Raw genomic sequence first — 25,692 nt, 5'->3', positions numbered from 1 at the left:
TTAGCAATGCGCCGCAAGCATACCAGAAACCGGGTAGCAGATCTGTGGTGTTCGAAAACCGAGAGCCGTCAGCGCGGACTGTTCTAGACTCTTTTTATTATGACCGACCTCTGAGAAAGGCACGAAAACATGGCAAACCAAGCAACCGGATTGACCCGCATCATCAAGGCCGCCGGCTATTCTTATAAAGGGCTTTCCGCCGCCTGGCAACACGAGGCGGCGTTCCGCCAGGAACTGGTGGTGACCCTCCTGGCTATCATACTGGCTGTCTGGCTGGACGTGGGTGCGATAGCGCGCATTTTATTGATCGGATCGGTGGCGCTGGTGATGATCGTCGAGATCCTGAACAGCGCGATCGAGGCGGTGGTGGATCGCATCGGCAGCGAACACCATGAGCTGTCCGGGCGGGCCAAGGACATGGGATCGGCGGCGGTGTCGCTGGCGATCGTACTCGCGCTGTTCGTTTGGGGCACGGTCTTGTGGCAGCATTTTGGCTGACGCAAAGCGCCTACTGACTGATTTTTATTTATTCTTCGGTTCCCAATCCGCGCTTACCTGTATATACTCACAGCAAGACTGTATAAACAAACAGGGGGCGGAATGAAAGCACTAACTACCAGACAGCAAGAGGTCTACGATCTGATTCGCGATCATATTTCGCAAACGGGCATGCCGCCGACGCGTGCCGAGATCGCGATGCGTCTGGGGTTCCGTTCGCCTAACGCCGCCGAAGAGCACCTGAAGGCGCTGGCACGCAAAGGCGTGATCGAAATCGTCTCCGGCGCGTCGCGCGGTATCCGCCTGCTGATGGAAGAAGAAGAAGGGCTGCCGCTGATCGGCCGCGTCGCCGCCGGCGAGCCGCTGCTGGCGCAGCAGCACATCGAAGGGCACTACCAGGTGGATCCATCCCTGTTCAAACCGAGCGCCGATTTCCTGTTGCGGGTGAACGGCATGTCGATGCGCGACATCGGCATTCTGGACGGCGATCTGCTGGCGGTGCACAAAACACAAGACGTGCGCAACGGCCAGGTCGTGGTCGCGCGCATCGAAGACGAAGTGACGGTCAAACGCTTGAAAAAGCACGGCAACGTGGTTGAACTGCTGCCGGAGAACAACGAATTCCAACCGATCGTGGTCGATCTGCGCCAGCAGAATTTCACGATCGAAGGGCTGGCGGTCGGCGTGATCCGCAACGGCGACTGGATTTAATCGCCGCGCCATTACCGCCGCTCCCTGTATCAATCGCCCCTGTTTTGGGGCGTTTTTGTTTCTGACTTCGCCCTTCGTCACTCTGTCACAGGAACATCCCATCATGCGCCTGATTTCCGCCTTCACCAGCGACACCGATAAAGCCCTGTGGCGCCTCGCCCTGCCGATGATTTTCTCCAATATCACCGTGCCGCTGCTCGGGCTGGTGGACACCGCGGTGATCGGCCACCTCGACAGCCCGATCTATTTGGGAGGCGTGGCGATCGGCGCGGTGGCGACCAGCTTCCTGTTCATGCTGCTGCTGTTCCTGCGCATGAGCACCACCGGCCTCGCGGCGCAGGCGCTGGGAGCGAAGAACCCGCAGGCGCTGGCGCGCGCCTTTATGCAACCGCTGCTGCTGGCGTTGTTGGCCGGGGGGGCGATCGTCCTGTTGCGCTACCCGCTGATCGAACTGGCGCTGCGGATCGTCGGCGGCGATGGCGAGGTGCTGGAGCAGGCGCGGCGTTTTCTTGAGATCCGCTGGTTGAGTGCGCCAGCGGCGCTGGCCAACCTGGTGCTGCTGGGCTGGCTGCTCGGCGTGCAGTACGTGCGTGCGCCGGTGATCCTGCTGATCGTCGGCAACCTGCTGAACATCGTGCTGGATATTTGGCTGGTAATGGGCCTGGGTTGGAACGTGCGAGGGGCGGCGGCGGCCACCGCCATCGCCGAATATGCCACGCTATTGCTCGGCCTGTGGCTGGCGTGGCGGGTGATGCGTCTGCGTGGTATTACCCTGGCGATGTTGCGTCAGGCCTGGCGTGGCGATCTGCGTCGCCTGCTGGCGCTCAATCGCGACATCATGTTGCGTTCATTGCTGCTGCAGCTGTGCTTTGCGTCGCTGACCATTTTCGGCGCTCGCCTGGGGAGCGATGTGGTGGCGGTTAACGCGGTGTTGATGAACCTGCTGACGTTTACCGCCTATGCGCTCGACGGCTTCGCTTATGCGGTGGAGGCCCATTCCGGCCACGCCTACGGCGCCCGGGACGGCAGCCAACTGCGTAAGGTGTGGCACGCGGCCTGCAGGCAGGCGGGGCTGGTCGCGTTGGCCTTCGGCCTGGCGTATGCCGTTACCGGCCAGCAGATCGTGGCGGCGTTGACCTCTCTACCGGAGCTGCGCGCGTTGGCCGCCCACTATTTACCGTGGCAGGTCATTTTGCCGCTGGTCGGGGTGTGGTGCTATTTGCTGGATGGCATGTTTATCGGCGCCACGCGCGGCGCTGAGATGCGTAACAGCATGGCGGTGGCCGCGGCAGGGTACGGTCTGACGCTGTTCAGTGTGCCGCTGCTTGGCAATCACGGGCTCTGGCTGGCGCTGGCGGTGTTTCTGACGTTGCGTGGCGTGGCATTGGGCTCGATTTGGCACCGTCACCAGGTGCGCGGCAGCTGGTTTACTGCACATTAAACCGGACGTTTTGTTGGGTTAATGGTTAGTTTTTCTTATGATTTTGGTCATGTTTGCTTACATGTTTTCAGCCTTGATCTGTTCGCGTTAGTTCGTTGTTTGTTAGCGTTTTTTGTTTTTATTTTGTTTGTTAATGGTTTTTTATTCTGTGTTTTGGCTTTTTTATTTCCATGTTTAACTAGAATGAATCATGTGGCTGGTAAATGAAGGGGAGCGGTGCTTCTTAAGGTGAAGGAAGCATCGGCCAGAAAAATTTCTGGTTAACCCCGACCGGCAACAGGGATCACTGATTCACCACAGGTTAACGGAGAGACTATGAATAAAGATCAAGCCGACGGTAACTGGAAGCAGCTGAAAGGCAAAGTGAAAGAGAAATGGGGCAAGCTGACCGATGACGATCTGACGGTCATCGAAGGGAAACGCGAACAGCTGGTCGGCAAAATTCAGGAGCGCTACGGTTACCAGAAAGAGGCGGCCGAAAAAGAGGTGAAGGCCTGGGAAGATCACACCAAACACCGCTGGTAACACGCAGGGCCGCCACTGACGGCGGCCGGCAACAGCGCAGGCCGGCGTCGCTCCATCCTCTGGCGCCCCGGCCGCAGGTACAGGGAAGTACCTGACTTCGTCTTACTTCTTCTTGATGGCGATGCTGTGATCGTGTTCGGCGCAGTCATGCTTGCTGTCACAAGCTTCAACTTCAACGCAACCGGCGCACAGACCGTGCGCTTCCACCACGCTGTGCCGCAGTGCAAATCCGGCTTCCTGTGCCAGCTTCTGCAGCGTTTCCTCCACGCCTTCGGTGGTGCGTTCGGTCACCTGGCCGCAGCGGTCGCAGATAAACAGCGCGGACGTATGCATCGGCTGTTCGAAATGGTGGCACAGCACGTAGCTGTTGGCCGATTCCACTCTATGGATAAACCCTTGCTCCAGCAGAAAATCCAGCGCGCGGTATACCGTCGGCGGCTTGGCCTGCGGTTCGGCGACGCGCAGCAGATCGAGCAGGTCATATGCGCTGATTGCACCGGGTTGCTGAGTCATCAGACGCAGCACTTCCAGCCGTTGCGGCGTCAATCGCACATTGCGTTGCTGGCAGAGGCGTTCAGCCTGCGCCAGCAGCTTTTCCTGGGTGGTTGAGTTCATCGCAAATATCCCGGTACGTAAAAAAGCCGATTTTACCATGATTACGGCGAATCGCCGAGAGTTGCCCCCTTTTCCCCTGATGATAGCGCAGGGAAAGGCGCGCCGATCGCGCTAAAAGAGAGATGCGTCACAACTTTTCCCCGCCGTCGGGCGGCAAATCAACGTTGCCGGTTTTAGCGCTGGAGAGCGGGGGGCGAGCGCGGTATAACGCCTTTCACCCGCGTGATGAGCAGGAGCCCTGTGTGATGACGGAAAGAGAGAAGCTGTTAAGCGGCCTGGAGTACAACAGCCGCGATGAAGAACTGATCGGGATGTACCATCGGGCGAGGGCGTTGATCAAAAGCTTGGGGGCGCTGGACTCGCATCAGGCGGACGAGAAAAACCGCCTGCTCGGCGAGCTGTTCGGCGCCTGGGGGGAAGCGAGCTGGATTGAAACGCCATTCTGGTGCGACTACGGGCAGCATGTCCGCATCGGTAAAAACTGTTTTATCAACGTCAACGCGGTGTTCCTCGACTGCAATACCATCACCATCGGCGACAACACGCTGATCGGCCCCAACGTGCAAATCTATACGCCGAGCCACCCGCTGAAGGCCGCAGAGCGCTTCACCGGCGATCCGGATTTCCCTTTCCGCACCTCGGCGCAGCCGGTGTCCATCGGCAACAACGTCTGGATCGGCGGCAACGTAGTGATCCTGCCGGGAGTGACTATCGGCGACGGCACCACCATCGGCGCGGGCAGCATCGTCACCGGCGACATCCCGGCCAACGTGCTGGCGCTGGGGCAGCCATGCCGGGTTATCCGCTCGTTGGAATAGGGCGTTATCGACGAGCAGGAGGCAAGGGGGCGGGATGGCGCTCTTTGCGGTGCGGGCCGGCGTTTGCCAACGGGCGGTCATCGGCCAATGCCAGACGTGCGGTCGCCAAACGGCTCATGACGGTGCCGATCGGCACCGCCAGCACTTTTGCGGCCTCCCGGTAAGACAGCCCTTCGACATACACCAGAAACAGCGCGTTGCGCTGGGCCGTCGGCAGCCGGCTGACGCGCCGCATCACTTCATGGAGCCAGACCGGCTGTTCGCCGTTGTCCGCATCGCCCAGCTCTTCCGCCGCCATGCAGCCTTGCCCCTGGCGAAGATGTTGGGCGCGAACTTCATTGAGCCAAATGGAGTGCAAGATGGAAAACAGCCAGCGATCCAGGTGTGAACCGGGGGTGAATTGCGCGGCGCGCTCCAGCGCACGCAGGCAGGTGGCCTGCACCAGATCGTCGGCGACATCCCGCCGGTGCGAAAGCACCAGCGCATAGCGCCACAGGCGGGAGAGATAGTGGCCGAGTTCATCGCGTATCGCATCGCCGCTGATAGTCACCTCCGCAGGCGCGTCGGATCACGATTCCGGGTGGCGGTCGATGGCCGCCGCCAAATCGCGGTACTCCTCGCACCCGGTGCCGCACAGCGACTGGATCACCTGCAGCTGTTGGCGAGCCAGATCGGGTCGGCCTTTCAGCATATAGGCTTCCCCCAGGTACTCGCGCACTTTGGGGTATTTCGGATCGAGGGCTACTGATTTTAAATAATAGCCGATCCCTTCATCGGTGCGGCCAAGTTTGCGCGTGGCGTAGCCACGATAGTTCAGCGCAACGGCGGTGTTGGGATTTTTCAACGTATTGAGCATATCGAGCGCTTCCTGATAACGGCCGCTTTTCGCCAGTGCATAGGCGTAGTTAGTGCGGTCGGCGTCGTCGACCTTGCCGCTTTTATCTACCATGCAAGTCTGAGTTTTGCTGTCGTAGACCTGGCCTTTCGGACAGGTTGGCGGGGTTTGGCCGCTGCCGTCGCCGCCCATCGCCAGCGCCGCGCCGGACAACAGCAGGCAGCCGGCAATGGCCGATGCCAGCAGGCGTTTAATGAAGCTGTTCATGGTTATGTCCTCAAGGCAGAGGCGCCGTGCGCGCCCGTAATGAGATAACACCTGAACGAGCGGGTTTATTCGCCTTGTCTCCGCTTATTTTTGCCGGCGGCAAGCGGGTTTTCCCAACGGCGCCGATTGTCGTTATAATAGCCGTTTGCGGCCGCGCGCCGTTCGTTGAACCCAGACAGACTCAGGTAGCCAGTAACTCAGCATGACGAAAGACAACCACGCCCCAACCTACGCCGCCAATCGTTTCTCCATCGCGCCGATGCTCGACTGGACCGATCGTCATTGCCGTTACTTCCACCGCCTGCTGACCAAGGAAACGCTGCTGTACACCGAGATGGTGACCACCGGCGCGATCATCCACGGCAAGGGCGACTATCTGGCCTACAGCGAAGAAGAGCATCCGGTGGCGCTGCAGCTGGGCGGTAGCGATCCGGCCGCGCTGGCGCATTGCGCCAAGCTGGCGGAGCAGCGCGGTTACGATGAGATTAACCTCAACGTCGGCTGCCCGTCCGATCGGGTGCAAAACGGCATGTTCGGCGCCTGTCTGATGGGCCAGGCGGCGCTGGTCGCCGATTGCATCAAGGCGATGCGCGACGTGGTGTCGATCCCGGTGACGGTGAAGACCCGCATCGGCATCGACGATCAGGACAGCTACGCCTTCCTGTGTGACTTTATCGAGACCGTCGCCGGGCGCGGCGAGTGCGACATGTTCACCATCCACGCGCGCAAGGCCTGGCTCTCCGGCCTCAGCCCGAAAGAAAACCGCGAAGTGCCGCCGCTGGACTATCCGCGCGTCTATCAGTTGAAGCGGGATTTCCCGGCGTTGACCATCGCCATTAACGGCGGGGTGAAAACGCTGGAAGAGGCGCGGCAGCACCTGCAGCACTTGGACGGCGTGATGATGGGGCGCGAGGCGTATCAGAATCCGGGTATCCTGGCGCGGGTCGACAGCGAACTGTTCGGCGCGCAGACTGCGGTGCCGGACAGCGTGGCGATCGTCGAAGCGCTGTATCCGTATATCGAGCGCGAGCTGTCTAACGGCACCTATCTTGGCCACATTACTCGCCATATTCTCGGTCTGTTCCAGGGCGTGCCGGGCGCGCGCCAGTGGCGTCGCCATCTGAGCGAGAACGCCCACAAGCCGGGCGCCGATGCGTGGGTGGTGGAGCAGGCGCTGGCGCTGGTGCGTCAGCCGCGCGTCGAAATGGCGTAATCCACAAAAAATTTGACCAACAGTTAGTGTTTTTCGCCAGGCGTTCGGTGCGTTACCGGATGCCTGTCCTCTATTTTCAATGGGTTAGCCCATCCGCCGTTCTGGCACGCTTCTTGTAATCCACTCTGCAGATACGTTGTATTGCAAAGGAGCAATCATGTTGGAAATCTTCTTTCTCATTGGCTTTGTGGTGATGCTGATGGTGACCGGCATCTCGCTGCTGGGGATCTTCGCTGCGCTGTTGGTGGCGGCGGCGTTCATGCTGTTGGGCGGGTTGTTCGCGGTGGTCATCAAGCTGCTGCCGTGGCTGATTTTGGCGGTGGTCGGGGTATGGATTTACCGGTCGATGCAGAAACCGCAGGCCAGGCGTTACTGATTTTTTGCTGAATAATCAGTCAGTCGCGATGAAACTTGCACAACTTGCCGCCCCGCTAATGCGGCAGCGATCACAGCTTGGCAGTTTTACCGCGCGATGTGGCACATAAAGCGTGTTTTTTGCCGGACGGGGCTGTTAGGATGTGGGTCGATGCAGTGATGCGACCAATTTCATCACCGTGAGAGACAACCAAAATTCGTGTTGCTGAAGCAACCCCCTGTCTCTGGCGGACTCTGCTCTACCCCTACAAAACGCAGTAACAGAAAGGGCTCCGCAAGGAGCCCTTTTCTTTTGCCGCTATCAGGGGATCAGCAGGCTGGAGCCACTGGTGCTGCGGCTTTCCAGCACCTGGTGCGCCCGCTGGGCGTCGGCCAGCGCGAATTTCTGCTCGTCTCTTACCTCCACCCGAATCGCGCCGCTGCCGATCAGGGAGAACAGCTCGTTGCTGGCGTACTGCAGCTCGGCGCGGTTGGTGATGTAGCCGTTGAGAGAAGGGCGGGTGACGTACAGCGAACCCTTCTGATTCAGCAGCGCCAGATCGACGCCGGTCACCGGGCCGGAGGCGTTGCCGAAGCTGACCATCAGGCCGCGCCGTTTCAGGCTGTTGAGCGAGGCCTGCCAGGTGCTTTGCCCCACCGAATCGTACACCACGCCGACCTTCTCGCCGTGCGTCAGTTCTGCCACCCGCTGGGCGATATCCTCTTTGTGGTAGTTGATGGTGGCCCAGGCGCCGGCCTGTTTCGCCAGCGCGGCTTTCTCGTCGGAGCCGACGCTGCCGATCAGGCGCGCGCCCAGCGCTTTGGCCCATTGGCAGGCGATAAGCCCAACCCCGCCGGCGGCGGCATGGAACAGGAACACTTCACCCGGCTGCACGTCGTGGGTCTGGCGCAGCAGGTAGTGCACCGTCAGCCCTTTCAGGAAAGAAGCGGCGCCTTGCTCAAAGCTCAGGTTGTGCGGCAGCAGCGCCACTTTTTCTTCCGGCACGTTGTGGATCTCGCTGTAGGCGCCGAGCGACGACTGCGCATACACCACCCGGTCGCCCGGTTTGATCGCGCTGACCCCGGCGCCGACCTTGACCACCACGCCGGCCGCTTCGGTGCCGAGGCCGCTCGGCAGGCTAGCCGGCGCGTACAGCCCGCTGCGCACATAGGTGTCGATGTAGTTGATGCCGATCGCCTTGTTCTCGATCTGCACTTCACCGGCAGCCGGATCGAGCGGTGTAAAATCAACGTATTGCAAGACTTCCGGTCCGCCGACGGCGGAGAATTGAATGCGCTTGGCCATAGGGTTACCTCGTTGGAGTGTCTGATTTCACCCTATTCTTTTTATTATCGGAGATCCAGTTCGCCCGTGCGGGGTTCAATACCTTTTTTGCATCGGTTATGACGCAAAAATCACGTATACTCTCGCGTCAGGATCCTTCATTCGCAACCGGATAAAGACTACGTTTCATGGCAGGAAAAAAACCAACCAACAAAACAAACGCGGACGAAACCAGAGAGCGTTCCAGAGATCGTCAGATGGAAGGGCTGAAGATGCCGCCGCACTCGCTGGAGGCCGAACAGTCGGTGTTGGGCGGTTTGATGCTGGATAACGAGCGTTGGGACAACGTGGCGGAACGCGTGGTCGCCAACGACTTCTTCAGCCGCCCGCATCGCCTGATCTTTACCGAGATGCAGCGTCTGCTGGAGATGAGCAAGCCTATCGACCTCATCACCCTGTCCGAATCGCTCGAACAGAAGGGCGAACTGGACTCGGTGGGGGGCTTCGCCTACCTGGCCGAGCTGTCGAAAAACACCCCGAGCGCCGCCAACATCGGCGCCTACGCCGACATCGTACGCGAGCGCGCGGTGGTGCGCGAAATGATCTCGGTGGCTAACGAAATCGCCGACGCCGGCTACGATCCGCAGGGGCGCAGCAGCGAAGACCTGCTCGATCTGGCGGAATCCCGCGTATTCCAAATCGCCGAGAACCGCGCCAGCAAAGACGAGGGCCCGAAGGGCATCGAACGCATCCTGGAAGACACCGTCTCGCGCATCGAACAGCTGTATCAGCAGCCGCATGACGGCGTGACCGGGGTCGATACCGGCTATCAGGACCTCAACAAGAAAACCGCGGGCATGCAAAAGTCCGATCTGATCATCGTCGCCGCCCGTCCATCGATGGGGAAAACCACCTTCGCCATGAACCTGTGCGAAAACGCCGCGATGACCCAGGAGAAACCGGTGCTGATCTTCAGCCTAGAGATGCCCGGCGAGCAGATCATGATGCGTATGCTGGCGTCACTGTCGCGCGTGGATCAGACGCGCATCCGTACCGGCCAGCTCGACGACGAGGACTGGGCGCGCATTTCCAGCACCATGGGCATCCTGCTGGAGAAGCGCAACATGTACATCGACGACTCCTCCGGCCTGACGCCGACCGAGGTGCGCTCGCGCGCGCGGCGCATTTTCCGTGAGCACGACGGGCTTAGCCTGATCATGATCGACTACCTGCAGCTGATGCGCGTGCCGGCCTTGTCCGACAACCGTACGCTGGAGATCGCCGAGATTTCGCGCTCGCTGAAGGCGCTGGCGAAAGAGCTGCAGGTGCCGGTGGTGGCGCTGTCGCAGCTGAACCGAAGCCTGGAGCAGCGCGCCGACAAACGCCCGGTCAACTCCGACCTGCGTGAATCCGGCTCCATCGAGCAGGACGCCGACCTGATTATGTTCATCTATCGTGATGAGGTGTATCACGAGAACAGCGATCTGAAAGGGATCGCGGAAATTATTATCGGTAAGCAGCGTAACGGCCCAATCGGCACCGTGCGCCTTACCTTTAACGGCCAGTGGTCGCGTTTCGATAACTACGCGGGGCCACAATACGATGACGAATAATCAGCTAAGGAACTGAAATGAAAGCGGCAACCGCTGTAATCGACCGCCGCGCTCTGCGACATAATCTGCAACAGGTGCGCCGCCAGGCGCCGCAAAGCCGCCTGATTGCCGTTGTGAAAGCAAACGCTTATGGACATGGCCTGCTGGAAACAGCACACACCCTGCAAGACGCCGACTGCTACGGCGTAGCGCGCATCGGCGAGGCGCTGATGCTGCGCTCCGGCGGCATCGTCAAGCCGATCCTGCTGCTGGAAGGCTTCTTCAGCGCCGAAGACCTGCCGGTGCTGGTGGCGAACAACATCGAAACCGCGGTGCACAGCATCGAACAGCTCGAGGCGCTGGAACAGGCCGAGCTGGCGCGCCCGGTGCCGGTGTGGATGAAGCTCGATACCGGCATGCATCGGCTGGGGGTGCGTCCCGAACAGGCGGAGGCGTTTTATCAGCGTCTGTGCGCCTGCCGCAACGTGGCGCAGCCGGTCAATATCATGAGCCACTTCAGCCGCGCCGACGAGCCGGAGTCCGACGCCACCCTGAAACAGATCGCCTGCTTCGAGCAGTTCGCGCGCGGCAAACCGGGCCAGCGCTCGGTCGCCGCCTCCGGCGGCACGCTGCTGTGGCCGGACGCCCACAACGAGTGGGTGCGCCCCGGCATCATTCTGTACGGCGTGTCGCCGTTGGATAGCGGCAGCGGCGCCGAGCATGGTCTGCAGCCGGCGATGACGCTGAAATCCAGCCTGATCGCGGTGCGCGAGCACAAGGCTGGTGAAGCGGTGGGCTATGGCGGCACCTGGATCAGCCCGCGCGATACTCGCCTTGGCGTGGTGGCGATGGGGTACGGCGACGGCTACCCGCGCAGCGCGCCGACCGGCACGCCGATCCTGATCAACGGCCGCGAAGTGCCGATCGTCGGCCGGGTGTCGATGGACATGATTTCGGTCGATCTCGGGCCGGACGCCGCCGATAAGGTGGGGGATGAAGCGGTGCTGTGGGGGCCGGCGTTGCCGGTCGAGCGCATCGCCGCCTGTACCGGCATCAGCGCTTATGAACTGATCACCAAGCTCACGCAGCGCGTGGCGATGGAATACATCGGCGACTGATACGCCGCAGGGGCCGACGCGCGTCGGCCCCGTTTCTCAGCGGGTTACTTCTTTACCGCCAACCACTTGTCGATAACCTTCTGATACTCGCCGGTCGCCTTGGCCAGGTGCAGCCACTGATCCACATACAGTTTCCAGCTCAGATCGTCGCGCGGCAGCATATAAGCCTTTTCGCCGTACTGCATCGGTTTGGTCGGATTCACCGCGCACAGCTTCGGATAGCGCTTCTGCTGGTACAGCGCCTCGGAGGCGTCGGTGATCATCACGTCCGCCTTGCGATCCACCAACTGCTGGAAAATTCTCATGTTGTCGTGCGTCAGCGTCAGCTTGGCTTTTGGCAGATAGGCGTGCACGAAGGCTTCGTTGGTGCCGCCCGCCGGTTCCAGCAGACGCACCGACGGTTTGTTGATCTGTTCTATCGTGCGGTATTTCTTCACGTCGGTGCAGCGCACCAGCGGAATTTTGCCGTCGGTATCCAGCTTGTCGGCGAAGAACACCTGTTTTTGTCGCTCCAGCGTGACGGAGATGCCGCCCATGGCGATGTCGCACTTGCCGGAGGCGAAGTCCGGCGTCAGGGTTTTCCAGCTGGTTTTCACCCACTTCACCTTGGCACCGAGGCTCTTCGCCAGCGATTCCGCCATGTCGATATCGATGCCTTCATAGCTGCCATCTTCCTTGAGGAAGGTGTAGGGCTTGTAGTCGCCGGTGGTGCAGACCTCCAGGGTCTTTTGCTGCAGCACTTTGTCCAGGTGGGATTGCGCGCCGGCGCTGCCGGCGGCGAGCAGCAGCGCGAGAGGGAGTAACTTTTTCATCTGGCGTCCTTTTTATACATTCGTGGTTTTATGCGTTACTTCGCCGTTAATTGTCGTTTGCCTGCATGAGTTAGCCGTTTTTTATGCCGCTTACCGGCGAAAACGCCGGGCGTTGCTGCTGTACGCGATTTAAGCGCCAGGGTGTGACGTCGGCAACGGTAAAAAAACTGGTAGGCTGTAACGTCAACATTTATTAACACAGTTTACAGGTGGCTATGTACAACATTGACGATTTTGATATGAAAATCCTGACGCTGTTACAGGCCAACGGCCGTTTGACCAATCAGGAGCTGAGCGAACTGGTGGGGCTTTCCGCTTCCCAGTGTTCACGGCGGCGCATCAGCCTGGAGCAGGCGCAGCTGATCCGCGGCTACCACGCGCGGCTGGCGCCGGAGGCGGTCGGCCTGGGGCTGGTGGGGCTGATTGAAGTCAGCCTGATCACGCACGCTCAGGAGCAGATCGACAGCTTTCATCAGATGCTGGAGGACGTGGACGCGATCCTGGACGCTTACAAGACCACCGGCGACGCCGATTACCTGCTGAAAGTGGCGGTGGCGGACCTGCCGGCGCTGAGCGAGTTCATCAGCCAGACGCTGTCGCCGCACAAAAGCGTGGCGCATATCAAAACGGCGGTGGTGCTCAATCGCATCAAGGAAAACGGTTTGTTGCCGGTGACGCGAGAAAGCTGAAACCGAATACGCTTTTCCGTCTATATTAGGAACGTAACGCTGTGCCCAAACCACAATAAATAAACCAGGAGAAAAAAACGTGTTCCAGAACGTTGACGCCTATGCCGGCGATCCCATTCTGTCACTGATGGAAAAATTCAAACAAGACCCCCGCGCGCACAAGGTGAACCTGAGCATTGGCCTGTACTACGATGCGCAGGGCGTCATTCCGCAGATGCGTGCGGTCGCCGCGGCGCAAGCGCAGTTGAACAGCGTCGAGCACGGCGCCTCGGTATACCTGCCGATGGAAGGGCTGCAATCCTACCGCACCGCCATCCAGCATTTGCTGTTCGGCGAGCAGCACCCGATGCTGCAGCAGGGGCGCATCGCCACCATTCAGACCGTCGGCGGTTCCGGCGCGCTGAAAGTGGGCGCCGACTTCCTGAAAAGCTACTTCCCGAATTCGCAGGTGTGGGTCAGCGATCCCACCTGGGAAAACCACGTAGCCATCTTCAGCGGCGCCGGTTTCAAGGTGAATACCTATCCGTATTTTGACGGCGAAAGCCTGGGCGTGAAGTTCGACGCCATGCTGGCTGCGCTGAAACAGCTGCCGAAGCACAGCATCGCGCTGCTGCATCCGTGCTGTCACAACCCGACCGGCTCAGACCTGACCCCCGCCCAGTGGGACGAAGTGATCAAGGTGATCGCCGATCGTGAGATCATTCCGTTCCTCGACATCGCCTATCAGGGCTTCGGCGGCGGTATGGAGCAGGACGTCTACGCTATTCGCGCCATTGCGGCGGCCGGCTTGCCGTGCCTGGTGAGCAACTCGTTCTCGAAGATCTTCTCGCTGTACGGCGAGCGCGTCGGCGGCCTGTCGGTGGTGTGTGAAAGCGAAGAAGCGGCCGGGCGCGTGCTGGGCCAGCTGAAGGCGACCGTGCGCCGCAACTACTCGAGCCCGCCGAACTTCGGCGCGCAGCTGGTAGCTAAAGTGCTGAACGACGCTGAGCTGAAAACCCAGTGGCTCAATGAAGTGGAAAGCATGCGCACCCGCATTCTCGAAATGCGCCACGCGTTGGTGGACACCCTGAAGAGCGCGCTGCCGCAGCGCAACTTCGATTACCTGCTGGCGCAGCGCGGCATGTTCAGCTACACCGGCTTCAGCGCGGCGCAGGTCGATCGCCTGCGCGAAGAGTTCGGCGTCTACCTGATCCACAGCGGCCGCATGTGCGTGGCCGGCCTGAACCACGACAACGTGCGTCAGGTAGCCGAGGCGTTTGCTGCGGTGCAGTAACGCCTGTTAGTCTGAATGGACGTTCATCGGGAGCGATAGCGATATCGCTCCTTTTTTATTGCCGGCGCGCCGCCGAAGTTGCCGCAAACCGGAGAGAGAATATACTGATTGAGGGGCGCTCACTCATGTGGCATCAGCAAACGCTAATCCTCAGCGCAAAAGCGCGTGGCTTTCATCTGGTTACCGACGAGATCACCAACCAGTTAACCCACTTACACCGCCTGCAAACCGGCCTGCTGCATCTGTTGCTGCAGCATACCTCGGCCTCGCTGACGCTCAACGAGAACTGCGATCCCACGGTGCGAGCCGATATGGAGCAGCATTTCCTGCGTCAGGTGCCGGAAAACGCCCCCTATCAACATGACTACGAAGGGCCGGACGACATGCCGGCGCACATCAAATCCTCGCTGCTGGGCGCTTCCTTGACGCTGCCCGTCAGGCACGGGCGGCTGATGTTGGGCACATGGCAGGGCATCTGGCTGGGGGAGCACCGCATCCACGGCGGAGCACGCCGTATTGTGGCCACATTACAGGGGGAATAACCCAATGAATAACAGCGCATTGCTGGAGTACTGCATGGCGAAGCCGGGCGCGGAGCAAAGCGACCAGAACCAGTGGCAGGCCAGCCAGATCAAGGTGGGCGACGTGATGTTCGCCATGGTGTGCGAAGTGGAAGGGCGGCCGGCGCTGGCGGTCAAGTCCAGCCCGGAGCTGGCGGAAAGCCTGCGCGAACACCACCCTGAGATCGTCGCCTGCGACGGCCTGAACAAGGCGCACTGGAATACGGTATTTCTCGACGGCAACCTGCCGAACTCGCAGTTTTATACGTTGATCGACAGCTCCTATCAGCTGGTGGTGGAAGGCCTGCCCGAACACGTGCGCCAGGAACTGCGCGCCTGATTGCCGGGCGGCGGCGCCGCCCGTTTTCTCCTGCTTTCTCGCGTTAAACCGTGATCGCGGTTTTAAATTGGGAACGTTCCCTTTTTATTGCCGGGCTAAAGCGGCTACGCTTGGGCATTCAAGAAACGCGGATGAAGGAGGCCGACATGGCCATGAGCGAAGAAAAGCGCAAGATGATCGCCGGGGAACTGTACGACGCCGGCGATGAACTGCTGCGCAGCGAGCGTCGGCGCGCGCGCCAGATAACGCATCGCTACAACCACTCATCGCCGGAAGAGGGCGAGCTGCGCAAACAGTGGCTGGACGAGCTGCTGGGCGGCTATCAAGGCGGCGCCATCGAGCCGACGTTCCGCTGCGACTACGGCTATAACATCTATCTCGGCAAGAACTTCTACGCCAATTTCGACTGCGTGATCCTCGACGTGTGCGAGGTGCACATCGGCGACAACTGCCTGCTGGCGCCGGGCGTGCATATCTACACCGCCACTCATCCGCTGGACGCCGAGACCCGCGTCGGCGGCGCGGAGTTCGGCAAGCCGGTCAAGATTGGCAACAACGTGTGGATCGGCGGGCGCGCGGTGATCAATCCGGGCGTGACCATCGGCGATAATGCGGTCGTGGCCTCCGGCGCGGTGGTGACCAAAGACGTGCCGGCCAACTGCGTGGTGGGCGGCAACCCGGCGCGCGTGCTGAAAACGCTGTAAGCCCTCGGGCGGATTAAAACATGCTGCCATGGCGCTCGAAGCCGTGCATCTCGATGTCTTTGAGCGCCTTGAAGCGTTTGACCATCACCGCATGGTCTGACAGCAGATTGCTGATGCGAACAAACAGCTCCTTGTTCTCTTCTTCGCACTGCTCCAGCCAGGCCTGCGGATTCACGCCGTGCTGCATCCAGGGGCCGACGGCCAGCAGCCGCACCGTGTTGGCGTAGTTCGGGCACACCGCGAGCGCCACGCGATCGGCGGAATACTCCTGCGCGCGAGTGGTCGCCAGGCCGGGCAGCACCAGCGACTGCGGCACAACGCCGATCGCCAGACGCCACAGCGACACGTGCCGCAGCTTGTGATGGGCCAATTCATGGGCCAGCACGAACTCCACGATCTCCGGCGCGGTGGGCATCAGCATGGCGATTTCAGCATGGATCACCACGTAGCGCTGGCGGCGGTTGCATTCCAGCGCGAAGGCGTTGACCACGCCGTTGCCGTTGGTCAGATAAAGCTTGGGCAGCGTCTTGAGTTCCAGCCGACGGCCGATATCCTGATACAGCGCGAACAGTTCCGGAAATTGCGCCGGCCCGATGCGCAAGGCGTTGGATTTCGCCTGTGCGGCGAGATAGAAACGGTAAATATAGAAAGCGATCGGGATCAGCGGTAATAACGCGAGCAGGCTGAGGGTATCCAATGTTTCCTTGGCGTCGTCTCCCAACCCAAGTGCAGTTCCATCCGTATTTACCACGACGGCGGCGATGCCAAATAAAAAACCGAACAAGGTAATTATCGCCGATAGCCAGATCATGGGCATTTCCCAGCGGTGGCGAAATGCGGTGAAATTACGACATTCCGTCGCATGATGTTGACACATAAAATATCCTTAATAAGGGAAAGCCACGCCTGACATTGTCAGGTAAATAATGAATGTTTAATTATCCATCCGTTTACCTAACACTCAGCTAAACTGTAGTTCGTTTTTTAATCATGGCGTTTATCCCTTCCTGCACAGACTTAGGCAAAAACGTCAAAAACTGTAGCTGGCGCTGGTGAAGGCCATGCCCGAGGTGGTTTTCTCAACGATGGGGCTGTCGGCCGCGTCGCCCAGCAGGCGCGTTACGCCGACGCCGGCCTGGAAGGCCACGTTCGGTCGCCATTGGTAGTTGAGTGCGGCGGTGAGCGTCGCGTCCTTGAAGCCGCTGCCCGGCCGATATGCGCTGAAGGCGCTGTGCTGCGCCTGCTGCGACGTCACGCCGAAATAGCCGCGCTGATAGCCGCTGTTGGCCCAGGTGGTGGAGAGATTGCCGATAAGCGTCAGCTGTTCGCTGAGCGGATATTGCCCGGTCAGTCCGCTTTCCACATAGGCGGTGTGGCCCAGTTCTTCCCCGCCGTAGCTGCGTTTGCGCGTCGCCTGCATCCCTTTGACATAGGCGCGGAAGGGGTCGAGTTGGTAGCTCAGCTCAGCGCCGGCTTCCAGCGCGCCGCCCAGTTTGCCCATTCCTTTGAGTCGAGTGTTGCGCCCGCGCAAGGTTTTGATTTCCTCGTCACGGCCGGCGTCATAGTTGAGCAATAACGCGATGCCGACGGGCCCGGCGATGGGGAATTGCCAGCGCGCCCCTTCGCTGCCCGCGCTGAATTCTCCCCAACTGGCGTTTTGATAGCCGGCATTCACCTGATACAGCGGTTCAATGCTGTAAAAAGACGAGCCTTCATAGGCGGGAGCGACGGCGAGGCCGCCGGCGAGCGTTAAAGACGCTTCGCCGTCCTGCGCCTGACCGGCGAGGGGAAAAAGAAAGAGCAGGGCGGCGGCAGAGGTACCCAGTTTATTATCCACGTTAAACACCTTTATATCATCCCATTGAATAAACGGCCCGCAGGCCCACGTTTAAATGACGGCTTATTGATAAACGCCATGTTTATATTGATTAATCGACAGGCGACGGCGCGCCATTGGCGTTATTTCACCGCAATAGTGAAACGCATGGGGAATAAACAAAAGCCAAACAAATGGCATGATGGGGCGAGTTTATTATTGGCTGGGTCCAAAGCGCCTGTTTTTAAAGGAATGATGCAGAGAAGGGTATTTAATGTTTCTCGCAGAGGGATAGGTTGATTGCTCAACGAGGCGGAATAGGGCGCCTCGTTGAGCGTATCATCCGCCGTTATTTTTCCAACAGCGGTTTCAGGAAGCGCGCGGTGTGCGATTTTTCACACTCGGCCACGGTTTCCGGCGTGCCGGCGACCAGGATTTCGCCGCCGCCGCTGCCGCCTTCCGGCCCCAGATCGACGGTCCAGTCGGCGGTCTTGATCACGTCCAGGTTATGCTCGATGACCACGATGGTGTTGCCCTGATCGCGCAACTGATGCAGCACCGCCAACAGCTGCTGGATATCGGCGAAGTGCAGACCGGTGGTCGGTTCGTCGAGGATATACAGCGTCTGGCCGGTGCCGCGTTTCGACAGCTCGCGCGCCAGCTTGACGCGCTGCGCCTCACCGCCGGAGAGCGTGGTGGCCGACTGGCCGAGGCGGATGTAGGACAGGCCGACATCCATCAGGGTTTGCAGCTTGCGCGCCAGCGCCGGCACCGCGTCGAAGAAATCGCGCGCTTCTTCGATGGTCATCTCCAGCACTTCGTGGATGCTCTTGCCTTTGTACTTCACTTCCAGCGTTTCGCGGTTATAGCGTTTGCCTTTGCACTGGTCGCACGGGACGTAGATGTCCGGCAGGAAGTGCATCTCGACCTTGATCACCCCGTCGCCCTGGCAGGCTTCACAGCGCCCGCCCTTGACGTTGAAGCTGAAGCGGCCCGGCGTATAGCCGCGGCTGCGCGACTCCGGCACGCCGGCGAACAGCTCGCGCACCGGGGTGAAGATGCCGGTGTAAGTGGCCGGGTTGGAGCGCGGCGTGCGGCCGATCGGGCTCTGATCGATATCGATCACCTTGTCGAAATGTTCCAGGCCGGTCACTTCGCGGAACGGCGCAGGCTCGGCGATGGTAGCGCCGTTAAGCTGGCGCTGGGCGATCGGGAACAGCGTATCGTTGATCAGCGTCGACTTGCCGGAGCCGGACACGCCGGTGATGCAGGTAAACAGACCGACCGGCAGCGTTAGCGTCACGTCCTTCAGGTTGTTGCCGCGCGCGCCGCTCAGCTTCAGCACCTTGGTCGGATCGGCCTGCACGCGCTGCGCCGGGATGGCGATCTCGCGTTTGCCGCTGAGGAACTGACCGGTCAGCGATTCCGGCTGCGCCATGATGTCATCGACGGTGCCTTCCGCCACCACCTGGCCGCCGTGCACGCCGGCGCCGGGGCCGATGTCGATCACGTGGTCGGCGGCGCGGATGGCGTCTTCGTCATGCTCCACCACGATCACCGTGTTGCCGAGGTTGCGCAGGTGGATCAGCGTTTCCAGCAGGCGCTCGTTGTCGCGCTGGTGCAGGCCGATCGACGGCTCATCCAGCACGTACATCACGCCCACCAAACCGGCGCCGATCTGGCTGGCCAAGCGGATACGCTGCGCTTCGCCGCCGGAGAGCGTTTCCGCCGACCGGGACAGCGACAGGTAGTTCAGGCCGACGTTCACCAGGAACTTCAGGCGATCGCCGATCTCTTTCAGCACTTTCTCGGCGATCTTGGCGCGCTGGCCGCTGAGCTTCATGTTCTGGAAGAACGTCATCGCATGGCCGATGCTCAGATCGGAGATCTCCGGCAGCGTGGTGTCTTCGACGAACACGTTGCGCGCCTCTTCACGCAGGCGGGTGCCGTGGCACGAGGCGCAAGGGCGGTTGCTGATGAACTTCGCCAGCTCTTCGCGCACCGCGCTGGATTCGGTCTCTTTATAGCGGCGCTCCATGTTGTGCAGCACGCCTTCGAACGGGTGGCGGCGCACGGTGGTGTCACCGCGATCGTTGATGTATTTGAATTCGATCGACTCTTTGCCGGAGCCGCTCAGCACCGCCTTCTGCACGTTGGCGCTCAGGGTGTTGAACGGGGCTTCGACGTCGAACTCATAGTGCTCCGCCAGCGAGCGCAGCATCTGGAAGTAATAGAAGTTGCGGCGATCCCAGCCGCGGATCGCGCCGCCGGCCAGCGACAGCTCGGGGTTTTGCACCACGCGATCCGGATCGAAGAACTGTTGCACGCCCAGGCCGTCGCAGGTCGGGCAGGCGCCGGCCGGGTTGTTGAAGGAAAACAGGCGCGGTTCCAGTTCGCGCATGCTGTAGCCGCAGATCGGGCAGGCGAAGTTGGCGGAGAACAGCAGCTCGTCCGCTTTTTCGTCGTCCATGTCCGCCACCACCGCGGTGCCGCCCGAGAGCTCCAGCGCGGTTTCGAACGATTCGGCCAGGCGCTGCGCCATGTCGTCGCGCACCTTGAAACGGTCGACCACCACTTCGATGGTGTGTTTTTTCTGCAGCTCCAGCTTCGGCGGATCGGACAGATCGCACACTTCACCGTCGATGCGCGCGCGGATATAGCCCTGAGCGGCCAGGTTTTCCAGCGTTTTGGTGTGTTCGCCCTTGCGATCTTTCACCACCGGCGCCAGCAGCATCAGGCGCTTGCCTTCCGGCTGGCTCAGCACGTTGTCGACCATCTGGCTGACGGTTTGCGCCGCCAGCGGCACATGGTGATCCGGGCAGCGCGGCTCGCCGACGCGGGCGAACAGCAGGCGCAGGTAGTCGTGGATCTCGGTGATGGTGCCGACCGTGGATCGCGGGTTGTGCGAGGTGGATTTCTGCTCGATGGAGATCGCCGGCGACAGACCTTCAATATGGTCGACGTCCGGTTTTTCCATCAGCGACAGGAACTGGCGCGCATAGGCGGAGAGTGATTCGACATAGCGCCGCTGCCCTTCGGCATACAGCGTATCGAAAGCCAGCGAAGACTTGCCGGAACCGGACAGGCCGGTGACGACGATCAGTTTGTCACGCGGGATGATCAGGTTGATGTTTTTCAGATTATGGGTTCGAGCACCACGAACTTCGATATTGTCCATTTACACTTCCCGTCTTGATGATACACCGCGCCTGTCGCGATTTTTGCGGGGGATTTTGTGATGGATCTCGCAAAAAACCGGCACAGCCAGGTCGAAACGCATAATTATGACACAAAAAAACCTGAATGGATATCCAGTATGCGAATGCAATAAGGTCGATTGGAAAGACAATTCTGGAATGCAATTCGCACTTATCAACACGGGTGTGGTTTCGTACTCAGCGTGGTAAACTGACGCGTTTATACTGTGTAGAAATCAATCATCGGGAGAAGTGCTCATGGCCAGCAGAGGCGTAAACAAAGTAATTCTGGTCGGGAATCTGGGTCAGGATCCAGAAGTCCGTTACATGCCGAACGGCGGCGCAGTGGCCAACATTACCCTGGCGACCTCCGAAAGCTGGCGTGACAAAGCGACCGGCGAACAGAAAGAGAAGACCGAGTGGCACCGCGTTGTGCTGTTCGGCAAACTGGCTGAAGTGGCGGGCGAATACCTGCGCAAAGGCTCTCAGGTCTATATCGAAGGCTCCCTGCAGACCCGTAAATGGCAGGATCAGAGCGGCCAGGATCGCTACACCACCGAGATCGTGGTTAACGTCGGCGGCACCATGCAGATGTTGGGCGGCCGTCAGGGCGGCGGCGCACCGGCCGGTCAATCTGCCGGCGGCCAGGGCGGTTGGGGCCAGCCTCAACAGCCACAGGGCGGCAACCAGTTCAGCGGCGGCCAGCAGCAGTCTCGTCCGGCGCAGAACAGCGCTCCGGCGACCAGCAACGAACCGCCAATGGATTTCGACGACGATATTCCGTTCTAAGCCTGGCAACAGCGCTAAAAAAACCCCGCTCAGGCGGGGTTTTTTGTGGGCGCTCACTGCCGATTTTCTACGGCGGTGTCGCCAATCAGTAAATTGCTACCGGGTTGATGTTGACCTGGGTTGAGCCGACATACAGCGGTTGCCCCAGTACGAACAGGAATTCCCAGGTTTTCGTGCGCACCAGTGGGCGGCTGTCGATCAGTTCCAGGTTATAGACGCCGCGTTTGGCCAGCAGGTATTGGTTGACCGGGAACTCTTCGTCATTTTTCGGGTTAGGGTATACTTCGGAAGCCCAGGTATCACCGCCAAAGGCCACGATGCCTTGGTCAGCCAACCACTTCGCCGCTTCCATGCCAATACCCGGCTCGACCTCCAGGAATTTTTTATTGTCCTTACCAATCAGCTCCAGCCAACCGGTATTAAATAAAACAACGTCGCCTTTCTTTAAGCTAATGCCCTGCTTCTTAAGCACCGCTTGAATATCCGCAACGGAAAATTCGGTGCCGCCCGGAACGATGTCTTTATGATAATAAGCCGTCATATCGAGTACGACGCCGCGTGTGACCATGGGCGGCACTTTTTCCACGCCCAATTTTTTCACGCCATCTACGGTGACGAAATCCGCCGCCTTATTGCCGTTATAATAAACATTGTCGATGCCGATATGGCCAATGCCATTCAACTGAGTGCCGACGCCGGTCCAGGCATTCACCAATTCATCATTAAAGGTGAATTTATTTGGGCCAAGCGTTTTACCGTCCTGCTGACCAGGCTGAATATTATATAAGCGGAAGCTGCGGTGGCGGAACGCCGGGAAATCTTTATCGACGGGCACCGCCAATGACAATGTCTTGCCTTGTTTTACCAACTGCACGGACTGTAATACGACCTCTGGCGTGAGCAGGTTGGCCGCGCCGATTTCGTCTTTTGCACCGTAAACGGAAGGATACCAGTCTGACGGCTGAGCGGCGGACTCTGCGGCGTGTGCAGGCACTGTGGCAAGCAAAGGCAGCAAGAGGGAGAGGCGATACAATGATTTCATCAGTGACTCATCCTTATAACAACGTATTGCAGGGTGAATGAAAATGAGCCGTCCGGACATGGCGACATCAGGCCGCCGAATAATAACCGGTGGAGAAAGAAGCTCATTTTTGGGTGCGCGGGGTGTATTAGCGTAATGCCTTATAACAAGGCGTGGTGAATAACCACCCGACGATGACTTCCTTATGCGGAAATAAATAACGCCGGGCGAGCGGCGTCATTGATATTATTTTTTCAGCTCCGCACTCATGGTGACGAAATTACCCATATAGGCGCTGGTGATTTTGTAGCCGCTTGCGCCGGCCTCTTGCGCTTTTTTAGCGATGAGGGCTTCGGTGGAATCCAGCGTGCTGCCGGTTGCGGTAACGCTCTCTGCTGCAGCGTTAAACGACAGCGTGGAAAACAGAGCGAGTGAAATAACGGTGGTCATGGTTTTCATATCTTTATCCTGTGTTCGAAGATTCGAAAAATAAGGGTGTCCGGTACGACACGATGGAACGAAGGATAAAGGGGGCAGTGAGGTGAATAAATAACAGAATCGTCAATAAACTATTCCGTTTTTGTACATAAACTGATTCGATTGTTGTCTTTCACGCGGGATTGGCGGCGTAAAGCGTGGGAAGGGGAAACAAGCGTGCATCGACGTCGTCAGGCTTGCATACCGCGGCAAGCCAATAAAAAGCCCCTCGCGGGGCTTGGATGTTACGCCGAGAAGCCGCCGTCGATGCTCAGGCTGGCGCCGGTGATATAACCCGCCTGCGGGCCCGCCAGGTAGGCGACAAAACCGGCGATCTCTTCATCTTTGCCGTAGCGGCCGATCGCCATCAGCTGCTTGAGCTGATCGGCGAACTCGCCGGCGTCCGGGTTCATTTCGGTGTCCACCGGGCCGGGCTGCACGTTGTTGACGGTGATGCCGCGCGGGCCGAGATCGCGCGCCATGCCTTTGGTCAGGCCGACCAGCGCCGATTTGCTCATCGCGTACACCGCCGCGCCGCCGAACGGCACGCGCTCGGCGTTGGTGCTGCCGATGTGGATGATACGGCCGCCGTCGTTCATGTGGCGTGCCGCCTCCTGGCTGGCGACGAATACGCTGCGCACGTTGACCGCCAGCATGCGATCCAGGTCGTCCAGCGCCAGTTCCTCGGTGCCGCCCAGCGTAAATACCCCGGCGTTGTTCACCAGAATATCCAGGTTGCCGAAGTGGCTCACCGCCTGGCGAACCGCCTGCTGCAGCGCCGCAGCATCGGCGCTGTCGGCCTTGATGGCGAGGGCTTTGCCGCCGGCGGCGGTCACGGCGCTCGCCACCGCTTCGGCGCGATCGGCCGAGGCGGCGTAGGTAAAGGCGACGGCGGCGCCTTCGTTCGCCAACCGTTTCACGATGGCGGCGCCGATGCCGCGGGAGCCGCCCTGAACGAATGCGACTTTGCCTTGCAGAGGTTGTGCTGTCGTCATGCTATTTCTCCAAAGTGGGTGAGGGTATTGCGCTGTCATTCAGTATGGGTGAAATGAATGGCGATCACTGTCCACAAAGAGCTCTGGCCGCCTGAAACGAGAAAAGCCCCTTGCGGGGCTTCTTTCTTCCGTCGATTGGCTGTCCGACGATCAGTTGAAGATTTCTGCGGTGCCGTACAGTTTGTTTTGGCCGCCGGCGGCGACGATGCGGTAGGAACTGGCGCCCGACGCGGCGGCTTTGCTGGCCAGTTCGCTTTCCAGCGCGCTCAGGTTGGCGGCGCCGCTCACGGTGACTACGCCGATTTTCTGCGCGTCTGCGGCTGGCTGGCTGGTTGGCAGGTCAGCGGCGAAGGTAGCGAAAGAAGCGGTAGCCAGCAGTGCAGCGGTAGCAAAAATTTTGACGTTTTTCATGATGTGTTCCTCAGAGTATTTATTAGGTGAGAGCGCGTTGTCTCTCGATGTGTTAAATACTAGTGCACCGGGTGTGAATAAAAAATCGGAGAGTTTTGAGTATCTCTGTCAAATAAATTGACGGTTTTTCAGCCGTTGGCGTGCGGCAAAAATTGCCACTACCCTTTACAGACGATCCTTAACCGGAGAAGCGTCATGACGGTAAACGCGTTTATCGGCAGCTGGGCGTTGGTGTCGTCGGCGTTCAAAAACCAGAACGGCGAGCTGAATTACCCGCTGGGCGAGCAGGTGTTGGGGCGCATCCACTATGAGGCCAACGGCACAATGGCGGCGCAGCTATACAGCGCCGTGCGGCCGCGTTTCGTCGCCGACGATTTGGCGCAGGGATCCGAGCGGGAGATCCATGCCGCCTTCATCAATATGATTTGCTATTTCGGCCGTTATCAGGTGGAAGAAAGCGAGCAACGGGTGGTGCATCAGGTTGAAGGCTGTTCGTTCCCCAATTGGATAGGCAGCCGTCAGGTGCGCTTTTACGCCTTTAACGCCGATCGGCTGACGTTGCGCACGGTGCCGCTGCAGCTCGGCAACGGCGTGCAGATCGGCGAACTGGTGTGGCAGCGGACGGGAGCGTCATCATGATCATTGTTCATCATCTCAATCACTCGCGGTCGCAGCGCATTCTGTGGTTTTTGGAAGAGCTGGGCGTGCCCTATCAGGTGCAACGCTACGAGCGCGATCCGCACACTCTGCTGGCGCCGCCGGCGCTGAAAAAGATCCACCCGCTGGGCAAATCGCCGGTGATCGTCGATGGCGATCTGACGCTGGCGGAATCCGGCGCCATTATCGAATACTTGCAGGAGGCCTACGACGCACAGGGCATGTTTATGCCGACGGACTTCCACGCGCGCCAGCAATACCGCTACTGGTTGCACTACGCAGAGGGATCGCTGATGCCGCTGTTGGTGATGAAGCTGGTGTTCAGCCGTCTCGGCCAGCCGCCGATCCCCTGGCTGCTGCGGCCGGTGGCGGGCGCGATCGGCAAGGGCGTACAGCGCGAATACCTCGACAAACAGATCGCGCCGCACTGCGAGTATCTCGAACAGCACCTGAACAAGGGCAGCTGGTTCGTCGGCAACGATTTCAGCGCGGCGGACATACAGATGAGCTTCCCGCTCGAGGCGATGGCGGCGCGCGGCGCGTTGGACAATTGCCCGAAACTGCGCGGCTTCCTGCAGCGCATCCACGCCCGGCCCGCCTACCAGCGGGCGCTGGAACAGGGCGGCCCTTACGACCTGCTGAGTTAAGCGGATGGGCTATACTCGATGGGGTCATTCTT

Annotated in this window: 29 protein-coding genes; 17 read left to right on the top strand and 12 right to left on the bottom strand. The window is 59.8% G+C overall.

Annotation, left to right across the window (positions count from 1 at the left end):
• The first annotated feature begins 129 nt into the window (after positions 1-129).
• The 4 genes from ACJ8M3_RS23450 to ACJ8M3_RS23435 all read left to right on the top strand — a co-directional run bounded on the left by ACJ8M3_RS23450 (position 130) and on the right by ACJ8M3_RS23435 (position 3,175).
• Entirely contained in the window at positions 130-498 is a 369-nt protein-coding gene (locus tag ACJ8M3_RS23450; RefSeq protein ID WP_015379225.1) for a diacylglycerol kinase, read from the top strand.
• Positions 499-600: 102 nt separating this feature from the next.
• Complete coding sequence (lexA, locus tag ACJ8M3_RS23445) at positions 601-1,209, top strand: transcriptional repressor LexA (RefSeq protein ID WP_025160136.1); 609 nt, start codon at positions 601-603, stop codon at positions 1,207-1,209.
• Positions 1,210-1,312: 103 nt separating this feature from the next.
• Entirely contained in the window at positions 1,313-2,650 is a 1,338-nt protein-coding gene (dinF, locus tag ACJ8M3_RS23440) for an MATE family efflux transporter DinF (protein WP_442514749.1), read from the top strand.
• A gap of 315 nt (positions 2,651-2,965) precedes the next feature.
• On the top strand, positions 2,966-3,175 hold the full coding sequence (locus ACJ8M3_RS23435) for a CsbD family protein (protein ID WP_004936743.1): 210 nt from the start codon (positions 2,966-2,968) through the stop codon (positions 3,173-3,175).
• Positions 3,176-3,277: 102 nt separating this feature from the next.
• Here the strand turns inward: ACJ8M3_RS23435 and zur are convergent, their stop codons facing one another.
• Entirely contained in the window at positions 3,278-3,790 is a 513-nt protein-coding gene (gene zur / locus ACJ8M3_RS23430; protein WP_015379223.1) for a zinc uptake transcriptional repressor Zur, read from the bottom strand.
• 245 nt (positions 3,791-4,035) lie between these two features.
• On the opposite strand from zur, the gene ACJ8M3_RS23425 reads away from it, so the two are divergent.
• Positions 4,036-4,608, top strand: coding sequence for a sugar O-acetyltransferase (locus ACJ8M3_RS23425; RefSeq protein WP_042785466.1), 573 nt, complete (start codon positions 4,036-4,038; stop codon positions 4,606-4,608).
• A 4-nt stretch (positions 4,609-4,612) separates the two neighbouring features.
• On the opposite strand, the gene ACJ8M3_RS23420 is transcribed toward ACJ8M3_RS23425, so the two are convergent.
• Together ACJ8M3_RS23420 and ACJ8M3_RS23415 are read right to left on the bottom strand one after the other, a co-directional pair.
• The gene (locus ACJ8M3_RS23420; RefSeq protein WP_089197504.1) at positions 4,613-5,158 is read right to left on the bottom strand and encodes an RNA polymerase sigma factor; all 546 of its coding nucleotides are present in this window, start codon (positions 5,156-5,158) and stop codon (positions 4,613-4,615) included.
• 18 nt (positions 5,159-5,176) lie between these two features.
• Entirely contained in the window at positions 5,177-5,710 is a 534-nt protein-coding gene (locus tag ACJ8M3_RS23415; RefSeq protein ID WP_042785465.1) for a tetratricopeptide repeat protein, read from the bottom strand.
• A 202-nt stretch (positions 5,711-5,912) separates the two neighbouring features.
• Here ACJ8M3_RS23415 and dusA point away from each other — a divergent pair, with 202 nt between their 5' ends.
• Together dusA and pspG are read left to right on the top strand one after the other, a co-directional pair.
• Complete coding sequence (gene dusA, locus ACJ8M3_RS23410) at positions 5,913-6,923, top strand: tRNA dihydrouridine(20/20a) synthase DusA (protein ID WP_089197503.1); 1,011 nt, start codon at positions 5,913-5,915, stop codon at positions 6,921-6,923.
• Between the two features lie 157 nt (positions 6,924-7,080).
• Positions 7,081-7,299, top strand: coding sequence for an envelope stress response protein PspG (pspG, locus tag ACJ8M3_RS23405; RefSeq protein ID WP_025304448.1), 219 nt, complete (start codon positions 7,081-7,083; stop codon positions 7,297-7,299).
• Between the two features lie 300 nt (positions 7,300-7,599).
• Here the strand turns inward: pspG and ACJ8M3_RS23400 are convergent, their stop codons facing one another.
• Positions 7,600-8,583 carry a quinone oxidoreductase gene (locus ACJ8M3_RS23400; RefSeq protein WP_089197502.1) on the bottom strand — a complete coding sequence of 328 codons (984 nt, stop codon included), beginning with the start codon at positions 8,581-8,583 and terminating at the stop codon, positions 7,600-7,602.
• A gap of 167 nt (positions 8,584-8,750) precedes the next feature.
• Between ACJ8M3_RS23400 and dnaB the strand changes: the two genes are divergently transcribed.
• Entirely contained in the window at positions 8,751-10,175 is a 1,425-nt protein-coding gene (dnaB, locus tag ACJ8M3_RS23395; protein WP_025160134.1) for a replicative DNA helicase, read from the top strand.
• Between the two features lie 17 nt (positions 10,176-10,192).
• Positions 10,193-11,272, top strand: a complete 1,080-nt coding sequence (alr, locus tag ACJ8M3_RS23390; RefSeq protein ID WP_047026579.1) for an alanine racemase — start codon at positions 10,193-10,195, stop codon at positions 11,270-11,272.
• Positions 11,273-11,316: 44 nt separating this feature from the next.
• On the opposite strand, the gene ACJ8M3_RS23385 is transcribed toward alr, so the two are convergent.
• Positions 11,317-12,084: a transporter substrate-binding domain-containing protein gene (locus ACJ8M3_RS23385; RefSeq protein WP_442514748.1), complete on the bottom strand. Its 768-nt coding sequence runs from the start codon at positions 12,082-12,084 to the stop codon at positions 11,317-11,319.
• A 215-nt stretch (positions 12,085-12,299) separates the two neighbouring features.
• Between ACJ8M3_RS23385 and ACJ8M3_RS23380 the strand changes: the two genes are divergently transcribed.
• The 5 genes from ACJ8M3_RS23380 (at position 12,300) to maa (ending at position 15,650) form a co-directional block, all read left to right on the top strand.
• Complete coding sequence (locus tag ACJ8M3_RS23380; RefSeq protein WP_025304444.1) at positions 12,300-12,773, top strand: Lrp/AsnC family transcriptional regulator; 474 nt, start codon at positions 12,300-12,302, stop codon at positions 12,771-12,773.
• Positions 12,774-12,852: 79 nt separating this feature from the next.
• The gene (locus ACJ8M3_RS23375; RefSeq protein WP_033644416.1) at positions 12,853-14,046 is read left to right on the top strand and encodes an amino acid aminotransferase; all 1,194 of its coding nucleotides are present in this window, start codon (positions 12,853-12,855) and stop codon (positions 14,044-14,046) included.
• A gap of 125 nt (positions 14,047-14,171) precedes the next feature.
• On the top strand, positions 14,172-14,588 hold the full coding sequence (locus ACJ8M3_RS23370; RefSeq protein WP_016930264.1) for a secondary thiamine-phosphate synthase enzyme YjbQ: 417 nt from the start codon (positions 14,172-14,174) through the stop codon (positions 14,586-14,588).
• Positions 14,589-14,592: 4 nt separating this feature from the next.
• The gene (locus ACJ8M3_RS23365; protein WP_019453210.1) at positions 14,593-14,946 is read left to right on the top strand and encodes an MmcQ/YjbR family DNA-binding protein; all 354 of its coding nucleotides are present in this window, start codon (positions 14,593-14,595) and stop codon (positions 14,944-14,946) included.
• A gap of 146 nt (positions 14,947-15,092) precedes the next feature.
• Positions 15,093-15,650, top strand: a complete 558-nt coding sequence (gene maa, locus ACJ8M3_RS23360) for a maltose O-acetyltransferase (RefSeq protein ID WP_033644419.1) — start codon at positions 15,093-15,095, stop codon at positions 15,648-15,650.
• Positions 15,651-15,663: 13 nt separating this feature from the next.
• Here the strand turns inward: maa and ACJ8M3_RS23355 are convergent, their stop codons facing one another.
• The 3 genes from ACJ8M3_RS23355 to uvrA all read right to left on the bottom strand — a co-directional run bounded on the left by ACJ8M3_RS23355 (position 15,664) and on the right by uvrA (position 20,644).
• Complete coding sequence (locus ACJ8M3_RS23355; RefSeq protein ID WP_158524121.1) at positions 15,664-16,461, bottom strand: M48 family metallopeptidase; 798 nt, start codon at positions 16,459-16,461, stop codon at positions 15,664-15,666.
• 219 nt (positions 16,462-16,680) lie between these two features.
• On the bottom strand, positions 16,681-17,487 hold the full coding sequence (locus ACJ8M3_RS23350; protein ID WP_033651345.1) for a MipA/OmpV family protein: 807 nt from the start codon (positions 17,485-17,487) through the stop codon (positions 16,681-16,683).
• Between the two features lie 328 nt (positions 17,488-17,815).
• The gene (uvrA, locus tag ACJ8M3_RS23345) at positions 17,816-20,644 is read right to left on the bottom strand and encodes an excinuclease ABC subunit UvrA (protein WP_089197501.1); all 2,829 of its coding nucleotides are present in this window, start codon (positions 20,642-20,644) and stop codon (positions 17,816-17,818) included.
• A gap of 277 nt (positions 20,645-20,921) precedes the next feature.
• Here uvrA and ssb1 point away from each other — a divergent pair, with 277 nt between their 5' ends.
• Positions 20,922-21,452, top strand: a complete 531-nt coding sequence (gene ssb1 / locus ACJ8M3_RS23340; RefSeq protein WP_004936793.1) for a single-stranded DNA-binding protein SSB1 — start codon at positions 20,922-20,924, stop codon at positions 21,450-21,452.
• Positions 21,453-21,537: 85 nt separating this feature from the next.
• Here the strand turns inward: ssb1 and ACJ8M3_RS23335 are convergent, their stop codons facing one another.
• The 4 genes from ACJ8M3_RS23335 to bhsA form a co-directional block, all read right to left on the bottom strand.
• Complete coding sequence (locus tag ACJ8M3_RS23335) at positions 21,538-22,494, bottom strand: cyclase family protein (protein ID WP_033644424.1); 957 nt, start codon at positions 22,492-22,494, stop codon at positions 21,538-21,540.
• A gap of 225 nt (positions 22,495-22,719) precedes the next feature.
• Positions 22,720-22,932: a DUF1471 domain-containing protein gene (locus ACJ8M3_RS23330; RefSeq protein ID WP_033644427.1), complete on the bottom strand. Its 213-nt coding sequence runs from the start codon at positions 22,930-22,932 to the stop codon at positions 22,720-22,722.
• A gap of 263 nt (positions 22,933-23,195) precedes the next feature.
• Positions 23,196-23,945 (bottom strand): 3-oxoacyl-ACP reductase family protein, encoded by a 750-nt coding sequence (locus ACJ8M3_RS23325; RefSeq protein ID WP_046687892.1) that lies wholly within the window; start codon positions 23,943-23,945, stop codon positions 23,196-23,198.
• A gap of 150 nt (positions 23,946-24,095) precedes the next feature.
• Positions 24,096-24,356: a multiple stress resistance protein BhsA gene (gene bhsA / locus ACJ8M3_RS23320; protein ID WP_042785456.1), complete on the bottom strand. Its 261-nt coding sequence runs from the start codon at positions 24,354-24,356 to the stop codon at positions 24,096-24,098.
• Positions 24,357-24,551: 195 nt separating this feature from the next.
• Between bhsA and ACJ8M3_RS23315 the strand changes: the two genes are divergently transcribed.
• Together ACJ8M3_RS23315 and ACJ8M3_RS23310 are read left to right on the top strand one after the other, a co-directional pair.
• The gene (locus ACJ8M3_RS23315) at positions 24,552-24,995 is read left to right on the top strand and encodes a lipocalin-like domain-containing protein (RefSeq protein ID WP_033644432.1); all 444 of its coding nucleotides are present in this window, start codon (positions 24,552-24,554) and stop codon (positions 24,993-24,995) included.
• A complete protein-coding gene (locus ACJ8M3_RS23310; RefSeq protein ID WP_033644433.1) occupies positions 24,992-25,660 on the top strand; it encodes a glutathione S-transferase family protein in 669 nt (222 codons plus the stop codon). Before ACJ8M3_RS23315 ends, ACJ8M3_RS23310 begins: the two co-directional genes overlap by 4 nt.
• Positions 25,661-25,692 lie beyond the last annotated feature (32 nt).

Origin of the sequence: Serratia sp. CY55921, assembly GCF_052167655.1 — a bacterium.
Taxonomy (GTDB): domain Bacteria; phylum Pseudomonadota; class Gammaproteobacteria; order Enterobacterales; family Enterobacteriaceae; genus Serratia; species Serratia ureilytica.
Note: the sequence above shows the minus strand (reverse complement) of the source record. Positions and strands in the feature narration are given on the sequence as shown.